Raw genomic sequence first — 22,219 nt, 5'->3', positions numbered from 1 at the left:
CACAGCTTTCACGGGGAAACACGCCAACATGCAACTGCGCAATTCACCTTCTCGCTACGGCGTGGTCAGTATCGTCCTGCACTGGGGCGTGGCGCTGGCGGTTTTCGGTTTGTTCGGCTTGGGCCTGTGGATGGTCGGCCTTGACTACTACAGCCCGTGGCGCAAATCCGGCCCGGACCTGCACAAGAGCATCGGCCTGGTGCTGTTGGCGGTGATGCTCCTGCGGGTGCTCTGGCGCTTCGTCAGCCCGCCACCACCGGCACCGGCCACCCACGGTGCGTTCACCCGCACCGCGGCCAAACTGGGCCATCTGGCACTTTACCTTGGGCTGTTTGCAGTGATGGGCGCCGGTTACCTCATTTCCACCGCTGATGGCGTCGGTATCCCGGTGTTCGGCCTGTTCGAAGTACCGGCCTTGATCAGTGACCTGCCCGACCAGGCAGATGTGGCTGGCGTGATACATCTCTGGCTGGCCTGGGGCTTGGTGATTTTTGCCGTGTTGCATGCCCTGGCCGCGCTCAAGCACCATTTCATCGACCGTGACGCGACCCTGAGCCGCATGCTGGGCCGCAAAGCTTGACTCTCAACCTCAATTGCATAGGAATGAACAGGATGTTGAAAAAGACTTTTGCCGCTCTGGCGCTCGGTACCGCTCTGCTCTCCGCTGGCCAGGCCATGGCTGCCGAGTACAAGATCGACAAGGAAGGGCAGCACGCGTTCGTTGATTGGAAAATCAGCCACCTGGGCTACAGCTTCATCCACGGTACCTTCAAGGACTTCGATGGCAACTTCACTTGGGACAGCGCCAAGCCTGAAGCCAGCAAGATCAATGTCGACCTGAAAACCGCCAGCCTGTGGTCGAACCATGCCGAGCGCGACAAGCACATTGCCAGCGCTGACTTCCTCGACGTCAAGAAGTACCCGGAAGCCAAGTTCGTTTCCACCAGCGTCAAATCGACTGGCGAAAAGACTGCCGACGTGACCGGCGACCTGACCCTGCACGGCGTGACCAAACCTGTCACCTTCAAGGCTACCTTCAACGGTGAAGGCAAGGACCCATGGGGTGGCGAGCGCGCCGGCTTCAATGCCGCCACCACGCTTAACCTGAACGACTTCGGCATCAAGGGCCCAGGCCCGACTTCGCAAACCCTGGACCTGGATATCAGTGTTGAAGGTGTGAAGCAGAAGTAATCTGCGGTAGCTGAAATACCGAGGGGCTGCTGTGCAGCCCTTTCGCTAAAAAGGCCGCCCCCACAGGTATGACGCAGTACGTGAAAACTGCGCAATACCTGTGGGGGCGGCCTTTTTAGTGAAAGGGCCGCAAAGCGGCCCCCTTTACTTCTATGAGCCCTTGCGGGTCAGCAGTGCCGGGCGCTCACCGCGCGGGCGGCTTGGCAGGTCGTCCAGCTGTTCTGGCGTCGGGTAACGGTCGAGCTTGGATTCCTTGCGGATGATAACCGGCTGTTTTTCCGGCTGGCGCGGGTTGCGCACCGCCGGCTCTGGCCGGGCAGCGTCATCACGTGCCGGGCGACCACGGCCAGCGCCGCCATCACGACGGGCACCACCACCGTTATTGGCGCGAGGCGGGCGTTTTTCACCGCTGCTACCACCGCTGCGCTGCTGGCCGCCGTTGCGGGCCTGGCCCTGACCACCGCCGTTGCTGCGCTGGCCACTACCTTGGCCTTGAGCTTGGCCGGCACCACCCCCTGGGCGGCGGTTACGGCCTTGGTTCTTGCCTTGGTACGGGCTGACATAGTCGGCACGGTTACCGAAGTTGTCGATCTCGTCGTCCAGGAACTCTTCCGGGTCACGGTCAGCCGGTGCTTTCGGCACATTGCCACTGCCGGCCTGCTGCTGGCGCGGTTTCTTGTCACGCGGCTTGCGCGGCTGCTGTTGCTTGTCGCCGCTCTTTTCCTTGTCGGCCGGCTTTTCAGCAGCCTGCTGCTTGGCCTTGCCTTTATCCTTGCCCTTGTCCTTGCGGCCGCCGTTGGCGTCTTTGCCGCCTTCGCCACGGGCCTGCTGGTTACGGCCACCGCGGCCGTTATTCTGCGGGCGCTCGCGTACTTCGGGCTTTTCGGCTTCAACCTGGCTGGCGTCGAAGCCCATCAGGTCGCCATCCGGGATGCGCTGCTTGGTGACCCGCTCGATGCTTTTGAGCAGCTTTTCTTCATCCGGCGCGACCATGGAAATGGCCTCGCCCGAACGACCGGCACGGCCAGTACGGCCAATACGGTGTACGTAGTCTTCTTCGACATTCGGTAACTCGAAGTTGACCACGTGTGGCAGCTGATCGATGTCCAGGCCGCGGGCAGCGATGTCGGTGGCAACCAGCACGCGGACGCTGTTCGCCTTGAAGTCGGCAAGGGCCTTGGTGCGGGCGTTCTGGCTTTTGTTGCCGTGGATGGCGGCGGCGGTCAGGCCGTGCTTTTCCAGGTATTCGGCCAGGCGGTTGGCACCGTGCTTGGTACGGGTGAACACCAGCACCTGTTCCCAGGCGCCCAGGGTGATCAGGTGTGCCAGCAGCGCGCGCTTGTGGCTGGCCGGCAGGCGGTAGACGCGCTGCTCGATACGCTCGACGGTGGTGTTCGGCGGGGTGACCTCGATACGCTCCGGGTTGTGCAGGAGCTTGTCGGCAAGGTCGGTGATGTCCTTGGAGAAGGTGGCCGAGAACAGCAGGTTCTGGCGTTTGGCCGGCAAACGGGCAAGTACCTTCTTGACGTCGTGGATGAAGCCCATGTCGAGCATGCGGTCGGCTTCGTCGAGCACGAGGATTTCAACGTGGGCCAGGTCGACCTTGCCCTGACCGGCCAGGTCGAGCAGGCGGCCCGGGCAGGCGACCAGTACATCGACACCCTTGGCAATGGCCTGGATCTGCGGGTTCATGCCGACACCGCCGAAGATGCAGGCGCTGACCAGCGGCAGGTCCCGTGCATACACCTTGAAGCTGTCATGCACCTGGGCGGCCAGTTCGCGGGTCGGGGTCAGGACCAGTACGCGGGGCTGGCGCGGGCCATGGCGCTGCGACTTGTCAGGGTGGCCGGCCGGGAACAGGCGCTCGAGAATCGGCAGGGCGAAGCCACCGGTTTTACCAGTACCCGTCTGGGCGGCCACCATAAGGTCGCGGCCTTGCAACACGGCGGGAATTGCCCGCTGTTGCACGGGGGTCGGCTGGGTATAGCCCGCAGCCTCGATAGCGCGGACAAGAGCCTCGGAGAGACCGAGGGAAGCAAAGGACATGGGCGATCCTGTTCTCGTTTGGGCTGGGCCCGTTTGGGATGTTCTGCCTGGCGCGACGGGCATCGGTGGGATGCGATCGCGTCCGGTCCAGCTGGGCTTTCACTGCACATCCGGGAAACGGAGGCTGGACGCGAAGGGGCGTCGGTGCCGATCGGGATGCCTGTTGCGAGGCCGAGCGTCCGGGCGTGAGCCGGGCGGGAAGGCCCGAGTATAACAGAGCTATCGCGCTGTGCTGCTTTCCTGCTGCTCAACGGCGTTGAGAATGTTTCCAATGTCGCCTATGTAGTGGTTGCTGATTGCCGCATAGGCCGGTTCCTGCTTGAAGCGCCGCAACTCTTCGGCAAAGGCCACGGCCAGTTCCTCGCGCCCGGGTTTACGCACCAGGCCCAGGTATTGTGTCTGGCGGCTGATGACCAGTGGCAGCTCTTCGACTTGCCGTTGCATGCCCAGTTGGTGCAGCAGATACCGCCCGACCCTGCGGTCGGTGATGGCCAGGTCGATACGGCCCAGCACCAGCTTGCCCAAGTTGGCTTCGTGGGTGGGGGCGGCTTCGCGCGTGAAGTACTTGGCCCCATTGAACGCATCGCCATAGGCGTAGCCCGGCGATGTGCCGACCGTGAGGCCGGCGAGGTCTTGCAGGTGGGTAACGGCATGGCGACGTGCGCTGGCCTGGAACAGGACGAACTCGACCTCCGACATGGGCTCTTGCGCGTATATGAGATACGGTTGGCGCGATTCGGTCTGGAAGATATCGAGAATGCCATCGGCCAGGCCTTGCTCGATCATTACCAGGCAGCGCTTCCACGGCAGGAACTGCCACTCCACCTCGACCCCCAGGCGCGCGAACACCTGATTGGTGACTTCGTAGTCGATACCGCGCGGCTGGCCGTCGTGCTGATACACATATGGGGCCCAGTCATCGGATACCAGGCGCAAGCGTTCGCCCAGAGCCAACGGGCTCAGGCAAACGAGCAGCAGGATCCAGAACAACCGGGCGATGTGGGACATGGCCGGAGATTACGCGTTCGGCCGGGGCATGGTAAAGACATGCGCGATCGATGTGGGGTCGCGCAAGGCAATGGGGCTTGCGAGCACCTCAGCCCTGGGAGGTTCGCAGCAGATGGGCCTCGATATCCTTGCGTCGCTCGCCCAGCGACAGCCGCAACCCCGGATGACGCAGACACTGGCGAAGCCGCTCGGGCTCCATGCGCCCATGGCGGGCATTGAGGTTCTCCAGGGCCTTGTCCCACCAGGCCGGTGCACAGGCACGGTCGAACTCGTTGGGGTAGGGATAGCAGCCATACAGCAGTTCGCGGGCGAACTGGCGTTCCTGGCTGGGCAGGGTCAGGCTCAGTGCCTTGTAGCCCAGCCGATGCAGGGCCGGTGGCCGCGGTAACTGGTCGTTGACCAGGGCCACGTCGGCCAGCGCGGCCTGGCTTAGCGGGTCGTGGCCGTGCTTGCGCAGCCAGGCCTGGATCTTGGCGCGAAACTGCGCCTTGCGGCTCCAGTAGTGGTGAATGACGTCGGTGCATCCGGCCAGCTCCAGCTTGCGATAGGCCGCTACCGCCAGGCAGAACTCTTCGAGGGTATAGGCCTCCCGGGCCAAGGGGTAGAACTCATCCATCATGGCGATGGAGCGGTCCAGGGTGCTGGCGTCATCGGCAGTGAGGCCGATCACCCCTGAGTTGACCAGTGGCATCTGGCCGTCGGCCAGGTCTCGGGACTGGAGGATGGTCAGCAGGTTCTTGTACAGCAGGCACTTCTGGTTCGCCCCGTAGCGTGGGCCGATGGCGTTACACAAAAGCTTGCCGGGCGCCACCCGGGCGAACAATTGCAGCGGCGATTTGCGGAAGAAGGTATCGGTGTCGATCAGCACGGCCAGCGGGTGTTGCTGCAGCACTTGGCGCAAAAGCACATGCTTGCTGCGAAAGTGGTAGCCGTGAGGGGCATTCCAGGCCTGGCGTGTGGCCTCATCCAGCACGTGGAGGTTAACGGGTAGCCCTGCATATGGCTGCGGGTTGTCGGTGTAGACCTGGATGTCCATGGCGTCGTGCGCTGCCGGGCCCAGCTGGGCGAGGGCGCTGACGATGCTGAAACAGGCTTCCTGATGGTAGGTTGCCGGGCCAAAAGCCAGGTAGACAAGCTGGGGGCGCGATGGCTGGGAATGCTGCATGGCAGGTAAGACCTGTGTAACCCGGAAATAAATAAGGCTTTAGTCTATGACCAAAGCCTTAATCATTTCTTAAGCAGACTTTACCAAAAGATTTCAGCGCGGCAGCTTCAGGTTGTTCCACAGCGCCAGGCTCGCTTCGGCCTGGTTCAAGGTATAGAAGTGCAGGCCCGGTGCGCCGCCTTGCAGCAGCTGTTCGCACATGCGGGTGATCACTTCTTCGCCGAAGGCCTGGATGCTGGCAGTGTCGTCGCCATAGGCTTCCAGTTGCTTGCGGATCCAGCGCGGGATCTCGGCGCCGCAAGCGTCGGAGAAGCGTGCCAGCTTGCTGTAGTTGGTGATCGGCATGATGCCGGGTACCACCGGGATGTCTACGCCCAGCTTCTGCGCGCGCTCTACAAAGTAGAAGTAGCTATCGGCATTGAAGAAATACTGGGTGATGGCGCTGTCGGCACCGGCCTTGACCTTGTGCACGAAATTACCCAGGTCGGCTTCGAAATTGCGCGCCTGTGGGTGCATTTCCGGATAGGCGGCCACTTCCAGGTGGAAGTGGTCAGCGGTTTCCTGACGGATGAACTCCACCAGGTCGCTGGCGTAGCGCAGTTCGCCACTGGCCATGCCCATGCCCGACGGCAGGTCACCACGCAGGGCAACGATGCGCTTGATGCCGGCAGCCTTGTACTCGGCCAGCAGGGCGCGCAGTTCGGCCTTGGTGTCGCCCACGCACGACAGGTGCGGTGCGGCAGGTACCTTCACTTCGTTTTCCAGCTGCAGCACAGTGTTCAGCGTGCGGTCGCGGGTAGAACCACCGGCACCGTAGGTGCAGGAGAAGAAATCCGGGTTGCAGGCGGCCAGCTGGCGGGCTACGCCCATCAGCTTTTCGTGACCGGCGTCGGTCTTGGTCGGGAAGAACTCGAAACTGTAGCGGCGTTCTTGTGACATCAGGCGTTCCTCTGGCAACAAGCGTCTAGCGGCAAGCTGCAAGTAAAAGCCAGATCGGTGATGGCCGGTCTGGCTTGGGCGTCGTTCAAGATCTGTAATTACAGAGCTGCAAGTGGCAACGGCACGGTCTGCCTTTGCTCGCCGCTTGCAGCTTCAAGCTTGCCGCTTAGTAGCGGTAGGCGTGCGGCTTGAACGGGCCTTCGACGGTCACGCCGATGTAGTCAGCTTGCTGCTTGGTCAGTTGGGTGACCACGCCGCCGAAGCCGCGGACCATTTCCAGGGCCACTTCTTCGTCGAGCTTCTTCGGCAGCACTTCAACAGTCAGGCGCTCGGCTTTCTTCTCGGCCGACAGGTCAGCGAACTTCTGTTCGAACAGGAAGATCTGTGCCAGGACCTGGTTGGCGAACGAGCCGTCCATGATGCGGCTTGGGTGGCCAGTGGCGTTACCCAGGTTGACCAGGCGACCTTCGGCAAGCAGGATCAGGTAGTCGTCGTTCTGCGGGTCGAAGCTGCCAGCGCCGGTACGGTGGATCTTGTGCACCTGCGGCTTGACCTCTTCCCAGGCCCAGTTCTTGCGCATGAAGGCGGTGTCGATCTCGTTGTCGAAGTGGCCGATGTTGCACACAACGGCACGCTTCTTCAGGGCCTTGAGCATGTTGGCATCGCAGACGTTGACGTTGCCGGTGGTGGTCACGATCAGGTCGATCTTGCCCAGCAGGGCCTTGTCGATGCTGGCTTCGGTACCGTCGTTGATGCCGTCGATGAACGGCGAAACCAGCTCGAAGCCATCCATGCAGGCCTGCATGGCGCAGATCGGGTCAACTTCGGTGACCTTGACGATCATGCCTTCCTGGCGCAGGGACTGGGCCGAGCCCTTGCCCACGTCACCGTAGCCGATCACCAGGGCTTGCTTGCCCGACAGCAGGTGGTCGGTACCACGCTTGATGGCGTCGTTCAGGCTGTGACGGCAGCCGTACTTGTTGTCGTTCTTGCTCTTGGTGACCGAGTCGTTAACGTTGATTGCCGGGACTTTCAGCTCGCCCTTGGCCAGCATGTCCAGCAGGCGGTGCACGCCGGTGGTGGTCTCTTCGGTCACGCCGTGCACGCGGTCCAGTACCTGTGGGTACTTCTTGTGCAGCAGTTCGGTCAGGTCGCCACCGTCGTCGAGGATCATGTTGGCGTCCCATGGCTGGCCATCTTTCAGGATGGTTTGCTCCAGGCACCACTCGTACTCTTCTTCAGTTTCACCTTTCCAGGCGAACACCGGGATACCGGCTGCGGCGATGGAGGCAGCGGCCTGGTCCTGAGTGGAGAAGATGTTGCAGGACGACCAGCGCACTTCGGCACCCAGGGCAACCAGGGTTTCGATCAGCACGGCAGTCTGGATGGTCATGTGAATGCAGCCCAGGATCTTCGCACCCTTGAGCGGTTGCTCGGCCAGGTACTTGCGACGCAGGCCCATCAGTGCAGGCATTTCCGATTCGGCGATGATGGTTTCGCGACGACCCCAGGCGGCCAGGGAGATGTCGGCGACTTTGTAATCGGTAAAACCAGCAGGCATGTTTGCAGCGCTCATGAGAGCCTCCATTCGTAGTGTGCGAATGGGCGCCGTTGTGCGTTAAGCGCCCGCAAGAGCGAGCAACGCCCCATCCGAGCCTGACAGGCCTAGCCTGCTGCAGCGCCCCTCGGACAGGTGGCGGGCATGGCTCCGCGGTGGGCAACCATGTAAAACGGCGGAGATTATAGCCGTGCCTGCCGGCTTGCCCAAGGTTTTCTGTCGATTAATCGCGACGATAGTCGATGTTCAATGGAGCGATGGCGGCCGCTCTGCCATCATTGCTACACGTTAGCCAAGCAGGTCAGGAGTACAGATGAACTTTCACACCCGCAAGTGGGTTAAACCCGAAGACCTCAACCCCAACGGCACCCTGTTCGGTGGCAGCCTGTTGCGCTGGATTGACGAAGAAGCGGCGATCTATGCCATCGTCCAACTGGGCAACCAGCGCGTGGTGACCAAGTACATGTCGGAAATCAACTTCGTCAGTGCTTCCCGCCAGGGCGACATCATCGAGCTGGGCATCACCGCCACCGAGTTCGGCCGTACCTCGATCACCCTCAAGTGCGAAGTGCGTAACAAAATCACCCGCAAGAGCATCCTGACCGTCGACAAGATGGTGTTCGTCAACCTGGGTGAGGATGGCTTGCCGGCGGCCCATGGGCGTACCGAGATCAAGTATGTGCAGGACCAGTTCCCGGATTCTGCTGTAGAGTGATTTTCTGGGGCTGCTGCAGAGCAGCCCCCGACATTCTCAAGGCTGGGCGCTGACCTTGCGCACCACTCGGCCAATGCTCAACCCCTGCACCAGAATCGACGACAACACCACGATGTAGGTGATCGACAGCAGCAGGTCTCGCTCTTCGCCCAGCGGGAGCGACAGCGCCAGTGCCACCGACACGCCACCACGCAGGCCACCCCAGGTCAGCACCCGCACCGTCCCTTTGGGCACCGGGCGCCAGCGCCGCAGCAGCACGATTGCCGGGGCCACGGTCAGCAACCGCGACAGCAGCACCGCCAACGCCAGAACGCCACCGGCCGCCAGGTGCATCCAGTTGAACGGCAGCAGCAACAGTTCCAGCCCAATCAGTGCGAACAGCAGGGCATTGAGCATGTCATCGATCAGCTCCCAGAAGCCGTCCATGTAGCGTCGGGTCATGTCATTCATCGCCAGGTTGCGCCCCAGGTTACCAATGATCAGACCCGCCACCACCATGGCGATCGGCGCCGAAACATGCAGCTCGTAGCACATTGCCGAGCCGCCGATGACCAACGCCAGGGTCAGCATGACCTCCACCTGGTACTGCTCGACGCTCTTGATCATGCGGTAGGTGGCGTAGCCGATCAGGCCACCGAACACCACGCCGCCAATGGCCTCGCGGGCGAACAGGAGGGCGGTGTCGGCCATGCTCGGCGTTTCACCCAGCTGGATGATGCCCAGCAACACGGTGAAAACCACGACTGCCGTGCCGTCGTTGAACAGTGACTCGCCGACGATGGTGGTTTTAAGCGGCTTGGACGCATTGGCGGTACGCAGGGCGCCAAGCACCGCAATCGGGTCGGTCGGTGAGATCAGCGCACCGAACAGCAGGCAGTAGATCAGAGGCACCTGCCAGCCGAACATGGCAAACACCCAATGCGACAGGTAGCCGATGACCACGGTGGCGATCAGCACGCCCAAGGTGGCCAGCAGGCCGATGGGCCAGCGGTAGCTGCGCAGGTCGCTGAGGTTCACGTGCAGGGCGCCGGCAAACAGCAGGAACGCCAGCATCCAGTGCATCAGCAGGTCGTTGAAGTCGATCTGGTTCATCAGCCCTTCGACGCGTTCTTCCAGGCCAGGGAAGCCGATAAGGCTCAAGCCTTGTAGCATCAGGGAAAACAGCAGCGCCGTGACCATTACGCCGATGGCGGGGGGTAGGCCGATGAATCGGTAGTTCACATAGGTGAGAAGTGTGGTGAGGCAGATAAACGCGGCAACTAATTCAAGCATCCCGAATCCTGTAACAGTGGCTTCCAAGTCGTTACCCGAGTGACTCGGGCAGTTCTTTGATGACCTGGCACGGGGTTCGGGGCACAGGGTTTGACCGATTTCCGCTGAAACGTTCCCAAACAAGAGGCGCGCAGCAACGCTTGGGAACGCTATATATTCAACCTTTGAAACCCTCACAAGGATAAGAAGGCGTGTTGGCAACATCTCTGGTGCTGGTTGCCGCCCTGCTGCATGCGACCTGGAATACATTGATCAAATTCAGCGGCGAGCGCTTGCTGGTCATTGCCAGCATGGACACAGTAGCGCTGGCCTTCGCTGTGCTAGCGGTGCCTTTCGTGGATGTTCCGCCTGCTGAAATCTGGCCTTGGTTGGTAGCTTCGGCACTGGCTGAGCAGTTGTACCGCTATTTGCTGATCCAGGCCTATCGCGTGGGCGATCTGGGTCTGGTCTATCCTCTGATGCGCGGGCTGTCACCGCTGGTGGTGCTGGGGCTGACCCTGGCCTTTGCCGGGGAATCGCTTAGCCAGCAGCAGATCATCGGCATCCTGCTGATCCCGTGTGGTATGGCCTGCCTGTTGTGGCAGGGCGGTGGCGGTGACCGGCTGCCCTGGTCGATGCTGCCGGTGGTGGCCCTGATCGGCCTGTGCATCGGCTGCTACACCTGGTTCGACGGCCAGGCCGTCCGCCTGTGGGGAAAACCGTGGGATTACCTGGTATGGCTGACCCTGCTCAGCGCCTGGCAATTCCCGTTGTTGGCGGGGGTAGCGCGGCGGGCGCCATTCGTACTGTTCTGGCGAACTCAATGGCGCCTCGGGTTGGCGGTAGGGTTCTGCGTATTGTTCAGCTATGCCCTGGTGCTGTGGGCCATGCACCTGGGGTCAGTGGCCGAGGCGGCCGCATTGCGGGAGTTGAGCGTGATTCTGGTGGTGCTGCTGGGTATGCGCTACCTCAAAGAACCTTTTGGCGGGCCGAGACTCCTAGCTTGCGGGCTGGTCCTGGCAGGCATGCTGGTGATGAAGCTCTAACCCATTATCGAACAAGGAGTCTGAGCATGACCGTTGCCCTGTGGTGCATCCTGATCGCGCTGCTGCTGAACCCGCTGTGTGCCTTGATCGCCAAGGTGGCTAGCGGCCGGTTCGGTCTCAAGGACAATCACGACCCGCGAGCCTTCCTAGATACCTTGTCGGGCTTGCCACGGCGGGCCCATGCGGCGCAGCAGAATGGCTACGAGGCATTCCCGGCGTTTGCGGCTGCGGTGCTGGTGGCGGATATCGTCGGCAATGCCGAGCAGGTGACGCAGGATGTGCTGGGGGTGATGTACATCACCAGCCGCTTGCTTTACATCATCTGCTACTTGGCCGATTGGGCGGCCTTGCGGTCGCTGGTGTGGTTTGCCGGTTTGGCACTGATTGTGTCGTTCTTCGTGGTTTCCATCTGAAACCCGGTGGCCTTCTTCGCGGGCAGCTCCCGCGAAGAAGGCCACAACGATCAAGGTACCTTTGGCACCTCAGGCAGTGGTTGGCCCTTGGGCCACAGCATCCAGATCTGCCCTTGCTGCTTCATGTTCCCGGCCAGCTCGCCGGCTTCTGGCCCGGTGCCCCAGAACAGGTCGGCACGCACTTCACCCGCAATCGCCCCACCAGTGTCCTGCGCACCCACCGGGCGCACCACTGGCGAGCCGTCCGGGCGAGTGGTGGAAAGCCACAACAGGCTGCCCAGCGGAATCACCTTGCGGTCGATGGCCACGCTGTAGCCCGCTGTCAGCGGTACGTTAAGTGAGCCGCGCGGGCCTTCGTTGCTGTCCGGGCGGGTGCTGAAGAAGACGTAGCTTGGGTTGCTGGCCAGCAGTTCTGGTACGCGCTGCGGGTTGGCCTGGGCCCAGGCATGAATGGCGCCCATGCTCACTTCTTCTTTTTTCAACTGGCCCTGTTCCACCAGCCAGCGGCCAATCGGCCGGTAGGGGTGGCCGTTCTGGTCGGCGTAGCCCAGGCGCAGCTGACGCCCGTCTTCCAGTTGTACCCGGCCAGAACCCTGGATCTGCAGGAATTGCAGGTCCATGGGGTCGGTCAGCCAGGCCAGCACCGGGGCCTTCACGCCGTCACGGTTGATGACTTCGGCAGTGTCGTATGGTTTGAGCACCCGACCGTCAAGACGGCCACGTAGGCGTTTACCCTTCAGTTCGGGGTACACGCTGGCCAGGTCGACCACGATCATGTCATCAGGGATGCCGTATACCGCCACATGGTTGGTTGCCGATTGGCTCAGGCTGCCTGGGTAGACCGGCTCGTAATAGCCGGTAATCAGGCCGTTGGCGTTGTTCTCGGCGGAACGAAGGCCGTACACCTCCAGGTTCTGCTCCAGGAAGCTACGTACCTGGGCTGCGCTGGCAGTAGCGCTGCCGGCGGCTTCGCAGGTGGCGGCCCAAACCGGATCGCGCTTGAGCTTCTCACAGCCGCTGCGCCAGGCGTAGAAACCGGCCAGCAGGTCTTCGTCGCTGACTGCGGGCAGGTCTTTCCAGGTAGCCGGGGCGTAGGTAGCGATGGCGTGGGGCTCGGGCTTGGCGTTCTCGCCGCCATTGCAGCCGGCCAGCAGGGCCAGCACCGGCAATGTCCAGGCCAGGTGGCGCAGGGCAGGTTTCATGTGTGCATTCCTGTCATGGGTGAAAATGAACATTCACCCCTGTTATTTGTATGGCTATTGGTCTTTGGCCCTGGGGCAGCGATACTGGCCGCCCATTTGCGCAGGCCGAAGTGAGTGTGATGTTGAAGCGATTGACCGTTGTTATGCTGGCAGCACTGGCCTTTGGCGCTGCCCTGAGTGGTTGCGACCGGGTCGACCCGAACTCGCCGCTGGGCAAGCGCAAGGTGATCTTCAAGGACATGCTCAGGACCAGCGAAGACCTGGGCGGCATGCTGCGTGGCCGGTTGCCGTTCGACGGGCTGAAGTTTGCCGACGGTGCGCTGAAGCTGGACAGCCTGTCGCATCAGCCGTGGCAGCATTTTCCACAGGTGCGCGATGGTGGTGACAGCGCCGCCCGCGCCGAAGTGTGGGAGCGCCAGGCGCGTTTTCACGACCTGGCCCGGCAGCTGGAAGGCGTCACCGGCGAATTGGTCGATGTTTCCCGCAAACAGCCACTGGATGCTGCGCAACTGAAGGTACCGATGGACAAGGTCGAGTCTGCATGCAAGGCCTGTCATAGCGAATTTCGTAATCATTGAATGGCTGTGCTGTTCGCGCAAACCTTCGGGGCTTGTACAAATTCCTGTGGGAGCGGCCTTGTGTCGCGATAGGGCCGCTCAGCGGCCCCAGGATTTCAGCAAAAATGCGTGCATAGCTGGAGCCGCTGCGCGGCCCTATCGCGACATAAGGCCGCTCCCACAAAGACCAGGCTTGCTGGCCAGATGCCTTAACGGTCGAGATCGTCTACCGCTTCCTGCAGCTCTTTACGCGATTCGGCAAGCTTGTCCTTGCGCTTGTTGATCTTCTCGGCGTCGCCCTTCTTCTCGGCCTTTTTCAAGTCTTTCTCGCGCTGCGCCACTTCATGGCGTGCGTCGAGCACCTTTTGCTCACGTTCCTTGCGCAGGCTGGCGTCGGTGCAGTTGTCCACACCGCGCAGAGCTTCTTCCAGTCCTGCAACCTGGCCGCTGTTGCCGTGGTCACGGGCAATTTTCAGCTGGTTCTCGATGGCGCTGCGCTTGGCGGCGCAGCCGGTCAGGCCTGGGTCTGGCTGGGCGGCTTGCACGGCACCTGCAGCCAAGCCCAGTGATGCGAGCAGGAAAAGAGTCGAAATGCGTTTCATGAAAAGCCTCCTGAACGGGGCGGGGCAGCAAAAGTTGGGGGAAATCCTGCCTTGGTTTTGCCCATTTAGAAACCCTTGGTGAAGTTTTCTGCTCGAGTCTCAGGTTTTTCCTACGCACTATTTGGTAAAAAATCATTGCTCAATGCGCTGGGGTGGGGGCCGGAAACCTTCTATGCCGGTTTCGGCCAACTGTGCGGCGATGGCTTGCACCTCAGAGGCCGCGAAAAATTCCACAAGTTGGCGCGAGCGTTTTGCGCCAATGCCGGGCACAGTTTGCCATTGCCTGGCGCTGCGTGAAGCCAGCGCCTCCCAGTCGCCAGTCAGTGGCAAATGCTTGCCAATGGGCACGCCAAGGGCCCGCAGCCATTGATCGAAGGGGCGTGAGCGGGCTTCGTCGAAACTGCCCAGCAGGTGTGCCGCAGTGAGTCTGCTGATGCCGGGGGCCTGCTGCAGGCGCTCGGCATCGAGTTGCAGCCAATCGGTCATGGACGTTACCAGGCCAGCTTCGACCAGCCGACGCCACGTGCCGGGCCCGGTGCGCGGCAAGGCCAGGCCTTGTTTTCCGCCAAGCCAGGTAAGCCGGGCAATGAATTGCTCTTCACAGCCTTCGCTGGTCTGCCAGCAGCTGTGGGCATGATGCTGGTCGGGTGCAGGCGCGGTTATCGGTTGGCGCTCTACAGCGCGGTGCACGACGTGTTCGAGCCGCGGAATGGTCAGCCCGGCAAGGCTGATGGCCACCTGATCGCCGGGGCGAATATCCAGGCGTTGCCAGCGCGCCAGAGACCCAAGGCTGACTTGGGTAATGCGCCGGTCATCGAGGGTAACGGGTTGCACGTGAAGAACGGGCGTGACCCTGCCAGTGCGGCCGACCCGAAAGCGCACGTCGCGTACTTCGGCCAAGGCTTGTGCATAGGGATACTTCCAGGCCCCGATCCAGTAGGGCGCCTTGGCCTGCCAGCGCTCGGCAGGCGGCCGGCTGCCCTGGCGCAGGATCACACCGTCGGTGGCGAAGGGCAGAGCAGAGCGATACCAGTGCTCGCGCCAGTGTGCTGCATCCTCCAGCGTGTCGATGGCGATGCTGTAAAGCTGGCTGTCCGGAAACCCCAGCCGTGCCAGTTGGGCGAGGCGTTCGGCCTGTTGCTCGGGGCCGTGCGGCCAGCCCCACACGAACAGGCCGATAGCGTTGCCTTGTTCGCCAGTCAGTTGCTTGCGTGCGAGCAGCCCTGCCACGGTACCCCGGGCGTTGGCACTGCCGGCCTTGGCTTGTACATGATCGTTCAGGCGCAGATACAGCTCACCTTGCAAGTGCAGGTCGACCGCCTCAGGCAACTGCCGGGTGACAGCGCCGAGCTGTTTGATGTGTCGGCTCCAGTCATGGCCGTGTACACCGTCCCCCCGGCTGGTCAACTGCACCAATCGGCCCTGTTGGTAGGTGAGGGAAACGGCTACGCCGTCGACCTTGGGTTGTACCCACACGCCGGTCTTGCCGGCCATCCATCGCGCCACGGCCTGGCGGTCTGCCAGCTTGTCGACGCCGGTATGCGGCACGGGGTGGGGGACCGGGCCGCGAGCACTGGCCAGGGGGGAGGGGCTGGTGCCAACCGCGAAGCACTGCTGCAGGTGGTTCAGGCGCTCGCGGCTCTGGTCGTACAGTTCGTCGGCCACCAGGGCTATGCCCTGGCGATGGTAGTGCTCGTCCCATCGGGCAAGCGTGGCGCGCAGTTGCGCAACTTCGGCCTTGGCCTGTTGCGGGCTCCAGTCGGGGCATGAGGTGGCCCAGGCCTGGGGGGCGTTTAGCAACAGCAGCAGAGTTAGTAACAGCATCAGCGGCATGGCCAGCATCCTTGCTTGGCGGGGTGAGTCCTCAGCGTAGGCAGGTAGTGCGGTGGGTGAAGTGCGAGGTTGTCAGGTGATATGTCCGAGGGGCTGTCTTGAGGATTGAGGTGGCGCTCGATCTCACAGGCGCTGGGGCTGCTGTGGCGAACTCCTGGCAGCCACCCAATTTTCAAAACATACGCCCATATTTTATTTGGGCGTGACTGAGTGATACAGGTGAAGTGGTGGAAGTTGTTTTCGACGACCACGTCAATGCGTGAGAAAGGCCAGCGTCTGCCGCTTTATAAAACCCACTCATTCAATGCGATAGTGGGCTTGGTCATCGTGGTTTTCTCCGTTAAGTTTAAGGCCGCAAGCTCAATATTAGCCAAGGACCACGATGACCATCGTCTTTCGTCCGCAGGGTACATTTGGCTGGTTCTGTTACGCCACATTCTAGGGCGCGATCTGCAAAACTTTAACTATCAGATATATAGCGCGTACAGATGGTTATCGATATCCGTAATGCGTAACACGACTTCATCTACCGAGCCGGTTTTAAGAGCATTGTATGCCTCCATTGCCACGTACCGCATCGCTGGCGCCGTCACGGTGAATTCATGTGCTGTGCCATCTTTGTCGGTTGCGAAAAGGAACAGAAGATCTTGATAGCCCTCCCGGGAGGAGTCGTAAGCTAAAAGGTTAATTTCGACAGCATGTACCAGCCATTCATTAGGCAAAATCAGCTCGTGTTTGTTCATGGCAACCTCCAGAAGTAGAAGAACTGCAGAAGCTTTTTGACTCTACGCACCGAAAAAATTTACCACAACTAGCATTTTTATCAGGTGCCGCTACGCACACTTATAAGGCTCGTCTCGCCAACACGTCTCCCTGATCTTTGATACTTGCATGTGCCTGTCGCTTGTCGTATTTCTCGCTCAGCGTTGAAAAGCAGCGCTCGACCCCATTCAGGATTTAATCCAGCATTTGGGGTCAGATTGCTGCGCGCAATATAAAAAAGCCCCTGCCGATTGCTCGGCAGGGGCTTTCGTCTGGCGCTGTAGGAGGCTTACAGACCGGCAGCGTCACGCAGCGACTGGGCGCGGTCGGTGCGCTCCCAGGTGAAGGTGGTGAAGGTGTCGTCGCCGACAGTCTTCTGCTGCGGAGTACGGCCGAAGTGGCCGTAGGCAGCGGTTTCCTGGTACATCGGGTGCAGCAGGTCGAGCATGGTGGTGATGGCGTATGGACGCAGGTCGAAGCACTCACGCACCAGCTGGATGATCTTGTCGTCGGAGACCTTGCCGGTGCCGAAGGTGTTGATCGAGATGGAGGTCGGCTGGGCCACGCCGATGGCGTACGACACCTGAATCTCGCAACGCTCGGCCAAACCGGCGGCGACGATGTTCTTGGCTACGTAGCGGCCGGCGTAGGCAGCGGAACGGTCGACCTTGGACGGGTCTTTGCCGGAGAACGCGCCACCACCGTGGCGGGCCATGCCGCCGTAGGAGTCGACGATGATCTTGCGGCCGGTCAGGCCGCAGTCACCCACCGGGCCACCGATAATGAAGTTGCCGGTCGGGTTGATGTGGTACTGGGTGCCCTTGTGCAGCAGTTCGGCAGGCAGCGTGTGCTTGACGATCAGCTCCATCACGGCTTCCTGCAGGTCTTTCTGCGAAACCTCAGGGTTGTGTTGGGTCGACAGCACTACGGCGTCGATGCCGACTACCTTGCCGTTTTCGTAGCGGCAGGTGACCTGCGACTTGGCGTCCGGGCGCAGCCATGGCAGCAGGCCGGACTTGCGTGCTTCGGCCTGGCGCTCGACCAGACGGTGCGAGAAGCAGATCGGTGCTGGCATCAGCACTTCGGTTTCGTTGCTGGCATAACCGAACATCAGGCCTTGGTCGCCGGCACCCTGGTCTTCCGGCTTGGAGCGGTCGACGCCCTGGGCGATGTCCACCGACTGCTTGCCGATGATGTTCATCACGGCGCAGGTGGCGCCGTCGAAGCCGACGTCGGAGCTGTTGTAGCCGATGTCGATGATGACCTTGCGCACCAGGTCTTCAAGATCGACCCAGGCCGAGGTGGTGACTTCGCCAGCGATGATGGCGACACCGGTCTTGACCAGGGTTTCGCAGGCCACGCGGGCGTATTTGTCCTGGGCGATGATGGCATCGAGGACCGCGTCCGAAATCTGGTCGGCGATCTTGTCCGGATGCCCTTCGGACACGGACTCGGAGGTGAAAAGGGAGTATTCGCTCATCTCGAAGGTTCCTGAAATTTACCGATGGTGTATGTCGCCAGCCGTCCGCTGGAAATGGCGGACCTGAATCTGGAAACCGTTACGCAAGCCCACGTACAGGCTGTCCGCATGGGCCAGCCCGGCAGCGTTGGCCCAGCGGGCCAGGTCGTCCTGTTCGAAGCCAAGCCACAGGTCGCCGCAGGCTTCGCGCGCCCACCCCTGGTCATGGCTGCACAGTTCGGTGACCAGCAGGCTGCCGCCTGCCTTCACCCGTTTGGCCAGCTGGCGCAAGGCCAGGGCCGGGTCGCTGAAATGGTGCAGCACCATGTTCAGCACAACGCAGTCGGCGGCCACATCCGTTGCACCCAGTGCATCGGCCAACTGCAGGTTCACGTTGTCGAGCCCTTCGCGCTGGCACACCTGGCGCGCCAGTTCGAGCATGGTCGGGCTATTGTCCAGGGCTGTGACCTGGGCGAAGCGCCGGGCCAGGTCGGGGAGGAAGCCACCGTCGCCGGGGCCGACCTCCAGGGCACTGGCAGCCGGGTCGAAATGCAGTTTGTCGAGCAGCGCCAGCAGGCTTTCGCGGTATTGCGGCAAGCCGGCGATCAGGTCTTGCTGGGCACGGAACTTCTCTTCCACGCGCAGGAAGAAGTCCTGGCTGGTGGCGGCGCGGCGCTGTTGTACCTGGGCGATGCGAGCCTGCACGTCTGGCGGCAGGGTCAGGTCATCGACCTCTTCAAGCAACGCTGCATGCAGCCGGCCACCCAGGCGCAGGCTGTCGGGCAGCGCGCGGCGGTAGAAGATGGCATTGCCTTCGCGGCGGGTTGCCACCAGTTCGGCCTGGGCCAGCACCTTCAAATGGTGGCTCATGCCCGACTGGCCAACGTCGAAGATCTGTGCCAGCTCCAGCACACCGAACGAGTCGTTGGCCAAGGCGCGCAATACATTCAGGCGCAACTCGTCACCACTGGCCTTGCACAGGGCGGCCAATGCTTCGCGTTGCTCGGGGATCGATTGCGCACGGAGGTTCATGGGGCGGCAGTCTAGACAGGCATTGATGCCCTAGCAAGGCCAATATCAAAAAGTTTTGATATTGGCTGATGGGTGGAGCGGTTAAGCCGGTTTTGCCCCGGATTGAAGGCCAATCACAGGAAAATCCCCCGACTGCGACCATACGTCATTGCCCCAAGCCCCCCCAGTGGGCGAAAATAGCCGCCTTTTTCGTGACACCACCTATTCAAGCCCCCCAGGAGATCAGCGATGCCCAGCCGTCGTGAACGTGCCAACGCCATTCGTGCCCTCAGCATGGATGCCGTGCAAAAGGCCAACAGCGGCCACCCAGGTGCCCCCATGGGCATGGCGGATATCGCCGAAGTGCTTTGGCGCGACTATCTGAAGCACAACCCGAGCAACCCGAGTTTCGCCGACCGTGACCGCTTCGTGCTGTCCAACGGCCACGGTTCGATGCTGATCTACTCGCTGCTGCACCTGACCGGCTACGACCTGTCGATCGACGACCTCAAGGCCTTCCGCCAGCTGCACAGCCGCACCCCGGGCCACCCGGAGTACGGCTACACCCCAGGCGTCGAGACCACCACCGGCCCGCTGGGCCAGGGTATCGCCAACGCCGTGGGCTTCGCCCTGGCAGAAAAAGTGCTGGCAGCCCAGTTCAACCGTGACGGCCACAACATCGTCGACCACAACACCTACGTGTTCCTCGGCGACGGCTGCATGATGGAAGGTATCTCCCATGAAGTCGCCTCGCTGGCCGGCACCCTGGGCCTGAACAAGCTGATCGCCTTCTACGACGACAACGGCATCTCCATCGATGGCGAAGTGCACGGCTGGTTCACCGACAACACCCCGGCGCGCTTCGAGGCCTACAACTGGCAGGTGATCCGCAACGTCGACGGCCACGATGCCGAAGAAATCAAGATGGCCATCGAGACCGCCCGCAAGAGCGATCGCCCGACCTTGATCTGCTGCAAGACCACCATCGGTTTCGGTTCGCCGAACAAGCAGGGCAAGGAAGACTGCCACGGCGCCCCGCTGGGCAACGACGAAATCGCCCTGACCCGCCAGGCCCTGAACTGGAACCATGGCCCGTTCGAAATCCCGGCCGACATCTATGCCGAGTGGGATGCCAAGGCCGCCGGTGCCAAGGCTGAAGCCGAGTGGAACCAGCGCTTCGACGCCTACGCCAAGGCCTACCCGGAGCTGGCTGCCGAGTTCAAGCGCCGTGCCAGCGGCGAGCTGCCGGCCGACTTCAGCGCCAAGGCCCAGGCTTACATCAACGAAGTGGCTGCCAAAGGCGAAACCATCGCCAGCCGCAAGGCCAGCCAGAACGCCCTCAACGCCTTCGGCCCGCTGCTGCCCGAGTTCCTCGGCGGTTCGGCTGACCTGGCCGGTTCCAACCTGACCCTGTGGAAAGGTTGCAAGGGCGTCGAAGCCAATGACGCCAGCGGCAACTACGTGTTCTACGGCGTGCGCGAGTTCGGCATGACCGCCATCATGAACGGCGTTGCCCTGCACGGTGGCCTGGTGCCTTACGGCGCGACCTTCCTGATGTTCATGGAATACGCCCGCAACGCCGTGCGCATGTCGGCCCTGATGAAGCAGCGCGTGATTCACGTGTACACCCATGACTCCATCGGCCTGGGCGAAGATGGCCCGACGCACCAGCCGATCGAGCAGCTGACCAGCCTGCGCAGCACCCCGAACCTGGACACCTGGCGCCCGGCTGACGCGGTGGAATCCGCCGTGTCCTGGAAAAACGCCCTGGAGCGCAAGGACGGCCCATCGGCGCTGATCTTCTCGCGCCAGAACCTGCAGCACCAGGACCGCGATGCCCAGCAGATCGCTGACATCAGCCGTGGCGGCTATGTGCTCAAGGACTGCGCAGGCGAGCCTGAGCTGATCCTGATTTCCACCGGCTCCGAAGTGGGCCTGGCGGTTCAGGCCTTCGACAAGCTGACCGAGCAAGGCCGCAAGGTACGCGTGGTTTCCATGCCGTGCACCAGCGTGTTCGACGCCCAGGACGCGGCCTACAAGCAGTCCGTGCTGCCGCTGGAAGTGGGTGCGCGTATCGCCATCGAAGCTGCCCACGCCGACTTCTGGTACAAGTACGTCGGCCTGGAAGGCCGTATCATCGGTATGACCACCTACGGCGAGTCGGCGCCGGCTTCGGCACTGTTCGAAGAGTTCGGCTTCACCCTGGAGAACATCCTCGGTACCGCCGAAGAGCTGCTGGAAGACTGATTTAACGATCTGCGGGCGGTGTCGCCTTCATTCGCGGGCAAGCCCGCTCCCACAGGGTTTCATGCAACCTCTGTGGGAGCGGGCTTGCCCGCGAATGCCACACCGCAAACTCCGCAGGCTGACGACAATTGAACTGTCTCGTGAGCCCCGAATGTCCCACCTGCGTCCCTACAAAGTTGCACTCAACGGTTATGGTCGTATCGGCCGCTGTGTCCTGCGCGCGCTGTTCGAGCGGGGGGCAAAGGCCGGTTTCGAGATCGTCGCGCTGAACGACCTGGCCGACCAGGCCAGCCTGGAATACCTGACACGCTTCGACTCCACCCACGGGCGTTTCCCCGGTGAGGTGAAGGTCGACGGTGACTGTCTGCATATCAATGGCGACTGCGTGAAGGTAATGCGCAGTGCCACCCCCGAAGGCATCGACTGGGCCGCCCTGGATATCGACCTGGTGCTGGAGTGCTCCGGCGCCTACCACACCCGTGCCGATGGCCAGCGCTTCCTCGATGCCGGCGCGCCGCGGGTGCTGTTCTCGCAGCCGATGGCCAGCGAAGCCGACGTCGATGCCACGGTGGTCTACGGTGTGAACCAGGCCTGCCTTACCGGCAGCGAGCGCCTGGTGTCCAACGCCTCGTGCACCACCAACTGCGGCGTGCCCCTGCTACGGGTACTGGACCAGGCGTTCGGCATCGAATACGTGCAGATCACCACCATCCACTCGGCAATGAACGACCAGCCGGTGATCGACGCCTACCACCATGAGGACCTGCGCCGCACGCGTTCGGCCTTCCAGTCGGTGATTCCGGTATCCACTGGTCTGGCGCGTGGCATCGAGCGACTGCTTCCGGAACTTGCCGGGCGAATCCAGGCCAAAGCGGTACGCGTACCGACCGTCAACGTCTCGTGCCTGGACATTACCCTGCAGACCGCCCGCGATACCAGCGCGGCCGAGGTCAACCGGGTGCTGCGCGAGGCGGCGCTGGACGGCCCGCTGAAAGGCTTGCTGGCCTATACCGAGCTGCCGCATGCCAGCTGTGATTTCAACCATGACCCGCATTCGGCGATCGTCGATGCCAGCCAGACCCGCGTTTCCGGCCCCCGGCTGGTGAACCTGCTGGCTTGGTTCGACAACGAATGGGGGTTCGCCAACCGTATGCTCGACGTTGCCGAACACTATCTGCACGTCGTACAACCAACCCGCAACAAACAGCCCTGAA

The 22,219-nt window shown here is 62.0% G+C and carries 20 protein-coding genes and 1 riboswitch; of the genes, 8 read left to right on the top strand and 12 right to left on the bottom strand.

Annotated elements, in window-relative coordinates:
- Positions 1-28: 28 nt before the first annotated feature.
- Entirely contained in the window at positions 29-580 is a 552-nt protein-coding gene (locus OO258_RS21665; RefSeq protein ID WP_110746536.1) for a cytochrome b, read from the top strand.
- Positions 581-612: 32 nt separating this feature from the next.
- Positions 613-1,191: a YceI family protein gene (locus OO258_RS21660; RefSeq protein WP_266032403.1), complete on the top strand. Its 579-nt coding sequence runs from the start codon at positions 613-615 to the stop codon at positions 1,189-1,191.
- A 150-nt stretch (positions 1,192-1,341) separates the two neighbouring features.
- Here OO258_RS21660 and OO258_RS21655 read toward each other — a convergent pair whose 3' ends face one another.
- The 5 genes from OO258_RS21655 to ahcY all read right to left on the bottom strand — a co-directional run bounded on the left by OO258_RS21655 (position 1,342) and on the right by ahcY (position 7,925).
- Positions 1,342-3,237, bottom strand: a complete 1,896-nt coding sequence (locus tag OO258_RS21655; protein WP_266032400.1) for a DEAD/DEAH box helicase — start codon at positions 3,235-3,237, stop codon at positions 1,342-1,344.
- A gap of 219 nt (positions 3,238-3,456) precedes the next feature.
- Entirely contained in the window at positions 3,457-4,245 is a 789-nt protein-coding gene (locus tag OO258_RS21650; protein WP_266032397.1) for a substrate-binding periplasmic protein, read from the bottom strand.
- Between the two features lie 88 nt (positions 4,246-4,333).
- Complete coding sequence (locus OO258_RS21645; protein WP_266032394.1) at positions 4,334-5,410, bottom strand: hypothetical protein; 1,077 nt, start codon at positions 5,408-5,410, stop codon at positions 4,334-4,336.
- A gap of 93 nt (positions 5,411-5,503) precedes the next feature.
- The gene (gene metF / locus OO258_RS21640) at positions 5,504-6,349 is read right to left on the bottom strand and encodes a methylenetetrahydrofolate reductase [NAD(P)H] (RefSeq protein WP_201202188.1); all 846 of its coding nucleotides are present in this window, start codon (positions 6,347-6,349) and stop codon (positions 5,504-5,506) included.
- Positions 6,350-6,515: 166 nt separating this feature from the next.
- Positions 6,516-7,925, bottom strand: coding sequence for an adenosylhomocysteinase (ahcY, locus tag OO258_RS21635; protein ID WP_110746548.1), 1,410 nt, complete (start codon positions 7,923-7,925; stop codon positions 6,516-6,518).
- 20 nt (positions 7,926-7,945) lie between these two features.
- A riboswitch (S-adenosyl-L-homocysteine riboswitch) is annotated at positions 7,946-8,042 on the bottom strand.
- A 178-nt stretch (positions 8,043-8,220) separates the two neighbouring features.
- On the opposite strand from ahcY, the gene OO258_RS21630 reads away from it, so the two are divergent.
- Entirely contained in the window at positions 8,221-8,622 is a 402-nt protein-coding gene (locus OO258_RS21630; RefSeq protein ID WP_012274534.1) for an acyl-CoA thioesterase, read from the top strand.
- Positions 8,623-8,658: 36 nt separating this feature from the next.
- Here the strand turns inward: OO258_RS21630 and OO258_RS21625 are convergent, their stop codons facing one another.
- Positions 8,659-9,894, bottom strand: a complete 1,236-nt coding sequence (locus tag OO258_RS21625; RefSeq protein ID WP_110746551.1) for a cation:proton antiporter — start codon at positions 9,892-9,894, stop codon at positions 8,659-8,661.
- A 191-nt stretch (positions 9,895-10,085) separates the two neighbouring features.
- Between OO258_RS21625 and OO258_RS21620 the strand changes: the two genes are divergently transcribed.
- A complete protein-coding gene (locus OO258_RS21620) occupies positions 10,086-10,919 on the top strand; it encodes an EamA family transporter (RefSeq protein WP_266032388.1) in 834 nt (277 codons plus the stop codon).
- A 26-nt stretch (positions 10,920-10,945) separates the two neighbouring features.
- Positions 10,946-11,332, top strand: coding sequence for an MAPEG family protein (locus tag OO258_RS21615; RefSeq protein WP_019096159.1), 387 nt, complete (start codon positions 10,946-10,948; stop codon positions 11,330-11,332).
- 50 nt (positions 11,333-11,382) lie between these two features.
- On the opposite strand, the gene OO258_RS21610 is transcribed toward OO258_RS21615, so the two are convergent.
- Positions 11,383-12,534, bottom strand: a complete 1,152-nt coding sequence (locus OO258_RS21610; RefSeq protein WP_266032383.1) for a murein transglycosylase A — start codon at positions 12,532-12,534, stop codon at positions 11,383-11,385.
- Between the two features lie 119 nt (positions 12,535-12,653).
- Here OO258_RS21610 and OO258_RS21605 point away from each other — a divergent pair, with 119 nt between their 5' ends.
- A complete protein-coding gene (locus OO258_RS21605) occupies positions 12,654-13,112 on the top strand; it encodes a c-type cytochrome (RefSeq protein ID WP_266032380.1) in 459 nt (152 codons plus the stop codon).
- A gap of 188 nt (positions 13,113-13,300) precedes the next feature.
- Here the strand turns inward: OO258_RS21605 and OO258_RS21600 are convergent, their stop codons facing one another.
- The 5 genes from OO258_RS21600 to OO258_RS21580 form a co-directional block, all read right to left on the bottom strand.
- Positions 13,301-13,693: a DUF1090 domain-containing protein gene (locus OO258_RS21600; protein ID WP_019471536.1), complete on the bottom strand. Its 393-nt coding sequence runs from the start codon at positions 13,691-13,693 to the stop codon at positions 13,301-13,303.
- 132 nt (positions 13,694-13,825) lie between these two features.
- Entirely contained in the window at positions 13,826-15,526 is a 1,701-nt protein-coding gene (gene ligB / locus OO258_RS21595; RefSeq protein ID WP_266032376.1) for an NAD-dependent DNA ligase LigB, read from the bottom strand.
- 467 nt (positions 15,527-15,993) lie between these two features.
- A complete protein-coding gene (locus OO258_RS21590) occupies positions 15,994-16,269 on the bottom strand; it encodes a hypothetical protein (protein ID WP_266032375.1) in 276 nt (91 codons plus the stop codon).
- Positions 16,270-16,577: 308 nt separating this feature from the next.
- A complete protein-coding gene (metK, locus tag OO258_RS21585) occupies positions 16,578-17,768 on the bottom strand; it encodes a methionine adenosyltransferase (protein WP_003249375.1) in 1,191 nt (396 codons plus the stop codon).
- An 18-nt stretch (positions 17,769-17,786) separates the two neighbouring features.
- A complete protein-coding gene (locus tag OO258_RS21580; RefSeq protein WP_110746577.1) occupies positions 17,787-18,779 on the bottom strand; it encodes an ArsR/SmtB family transcription factor in 993 nt (330 codons plus the stop codon).
- A 228-nt stretch (positions 18,780-19,007) separates the two neighbouring features.
- Between OO258_RS21580 and tkt the strand changes: the two genes are divergently transcribed.
- Positions 19,008-21,005: a transketolase gene (gene tkt, locus OO258_RS21575; protein WP_266032373.1), complete on the top strand. Its 1,998-nt coding sequence runs from the start codon at positions 19,008-19,010 to the stop codon at positions 21,003-21,005.
- Between the two features lie 151 nt (positions 21,006-21,156).
- On the top strand, positions 21,157-22,218 hold the full coding sequence (epd, locus tag OO258_RS21570; RefSeq protein ID WP_266032371.1) for an erythrose-4-phosphate dehydrogenase: 1,062 nt from the start codon (positions 21,157-21,159) through the stop codon (positions 22,216-22,218).
- The last annotated feature ends 1 nt before the right edge of the window (position 22,219 follow it).

Source organism: Pseudomonas sp. DCB_BI (genome assembly GCF_026240995.1).
In the GTDB taxonomy this organism is placed as follows: Bacteria; Pseudomonadota; Gammaproteobacteria; order Pseudomonadales; family Pseudomonadaceae; genus Aquipseudomonas.
The sequence above is the reverse complement of the archived record's forward strand: the minus strand, read 5'-3'. Positions and strand labels throughout refer to the sequence as shown.

What these genes read in the sequence shown, in the direction of transcription:
- OO258_RS21600 (WP_019471536.1), bottom strand. Translation starts at nt 13,693, where the DNA reads ATGAAACGCATTTCGACTCTTTTCCTGCTCGCATCACTGGGCTTGGCT.
- metF (WP_201202188.1), bottom strand. Translation starts at nt 6,349, where the DNA reads ATGTCACAAGAACGCCGCTACAGTTTCGAGTTCTTCCCGACCAAGACC.
- OO258_RS21615 (WP_019096159.1), top strand. Translation starts at nt 10,946, where the DNA reads ATGACCGTTGCCCTGTGGTGCATCCTGATCGCGCTGCTGCTGAACCCG.
- OO258_RS21665 (WP_110746536.1), top strand. Translation starts at nt 29, where the DNA reads ATGCAACTGCGCAATTCACCTTCTCGCTACGGCGTGGTCAGTATCGTC.
- ahcY (WP_110746548.1), bottom strand. Translation starts at nt 7,925, where the DNA reads ATGAGCGCTGCAAACATGCCTGCTGGTTTTACCGATTACAAAGTCGCC.
- OO258_RS21605 (WP_266032380.1), top strand. Translation starts at nt 12,654, where the DNA reads ATGTTGAAGCGATTGACCGTTGTTATGCTGGCAGCACTGGCCTTTGGC.
- OO258_RS21630 (WP_012274534.1), top strand. Translation starts at nt 8,221, where the DNA reads ATGAACTTTCACACCCGCAAGTGGGTTAAACCCGAAGACCTCAACCCC.
- OO258_RS21650 (WP_266032397.1), bottom strand. Translation starts at nt 4,245, where the DNA reads ATGTCCCACATCGCCCGGTTGTTCTGGATCCTGCTGCTCGTTTGCCTG.
- OO258_RS21590 (WP_266032375.1), bottom strand. Translation starts at nt 16,269, where the DNA reads ATGAACAAACACGAGCTGATTTTGCCTAATGAATGGCTGGTACATGCT.
- ligB (WP_266032376.1), bottom strand. Translation starts at nt 15,526, where the DNA reads ATGCCGCTGATGCTGTTACTAACTCTGCTGCTGTTGCTAAACGCCCCC.
- epd (WP_266032371.1), top strand. Translation starts at nt 21,157, where the DNA reads ATGTCCCACCTGCGTCCCTACAAAGTTGCACTCAACGGTTATGGTCGT.
- OO258_RS21610 (WP_266032383.1), bottom strand. Translation starts at nt 12,534, where the DNA reads ATGAAACCTGCCCTGCGCCACCTGGCCTGGACATTGCCGGTGCTGGCC.
- OO258_RS21645 (WP_266032394.1), bottom strand. Translation starts at nt 5,410, where the DNA reads ATGCAGCATTCCCAGCCATCGCGCCCCCAGCTTGTCTACCTGGCTTTT.
- OO258_RS21625 (WP_110746551.1), bottom strand. Translation starts at nt 9,894, where the DNA reads ATGCTTGAATTAGTTGCCGCGTTTATCTGCCTCACCACACTTCTCACC.
- metK (WP_003249375.1), bottom strand. Translation starts at nt 17,768, where the DNA reads ATGAGCGAATACTCCCTTTTCACCTCCGAGTCCGTGTCCGAAGGGCAT.
- OO258_RS21660 (WP_266032403.1), top strand. Translation starts at nt 613, where the DNA reads ATGTTGAAAAAGACTTTTGCCGCTCTGGCGCTCGGTACCGCTCTGCTC.
- tkt (WP_266032373.1), top strand. Translation starts at nt 19,008, where the DNA reads ATGCCCAGCCGTCGTGAACGTGCCAACGCCATTCGTGCCCTCAGCATG.
- OO258_RS21655 (WP_266032400.1), bottom strand. Translation starts at nt 3,237, where the DNA reads ATGTCCTTTGCTTCCCTCGGTCTCTCCGAGGCTCTTGTCCGCGCTATC.
- OO258_RS21580 (WP_110746577.1), bottom strand. Translation starts at nt 18,779, where the DNA reads ATGAACCTCCGTGCGCAATCGATCCCCGAGCAACGCGAAGCATTGGCC.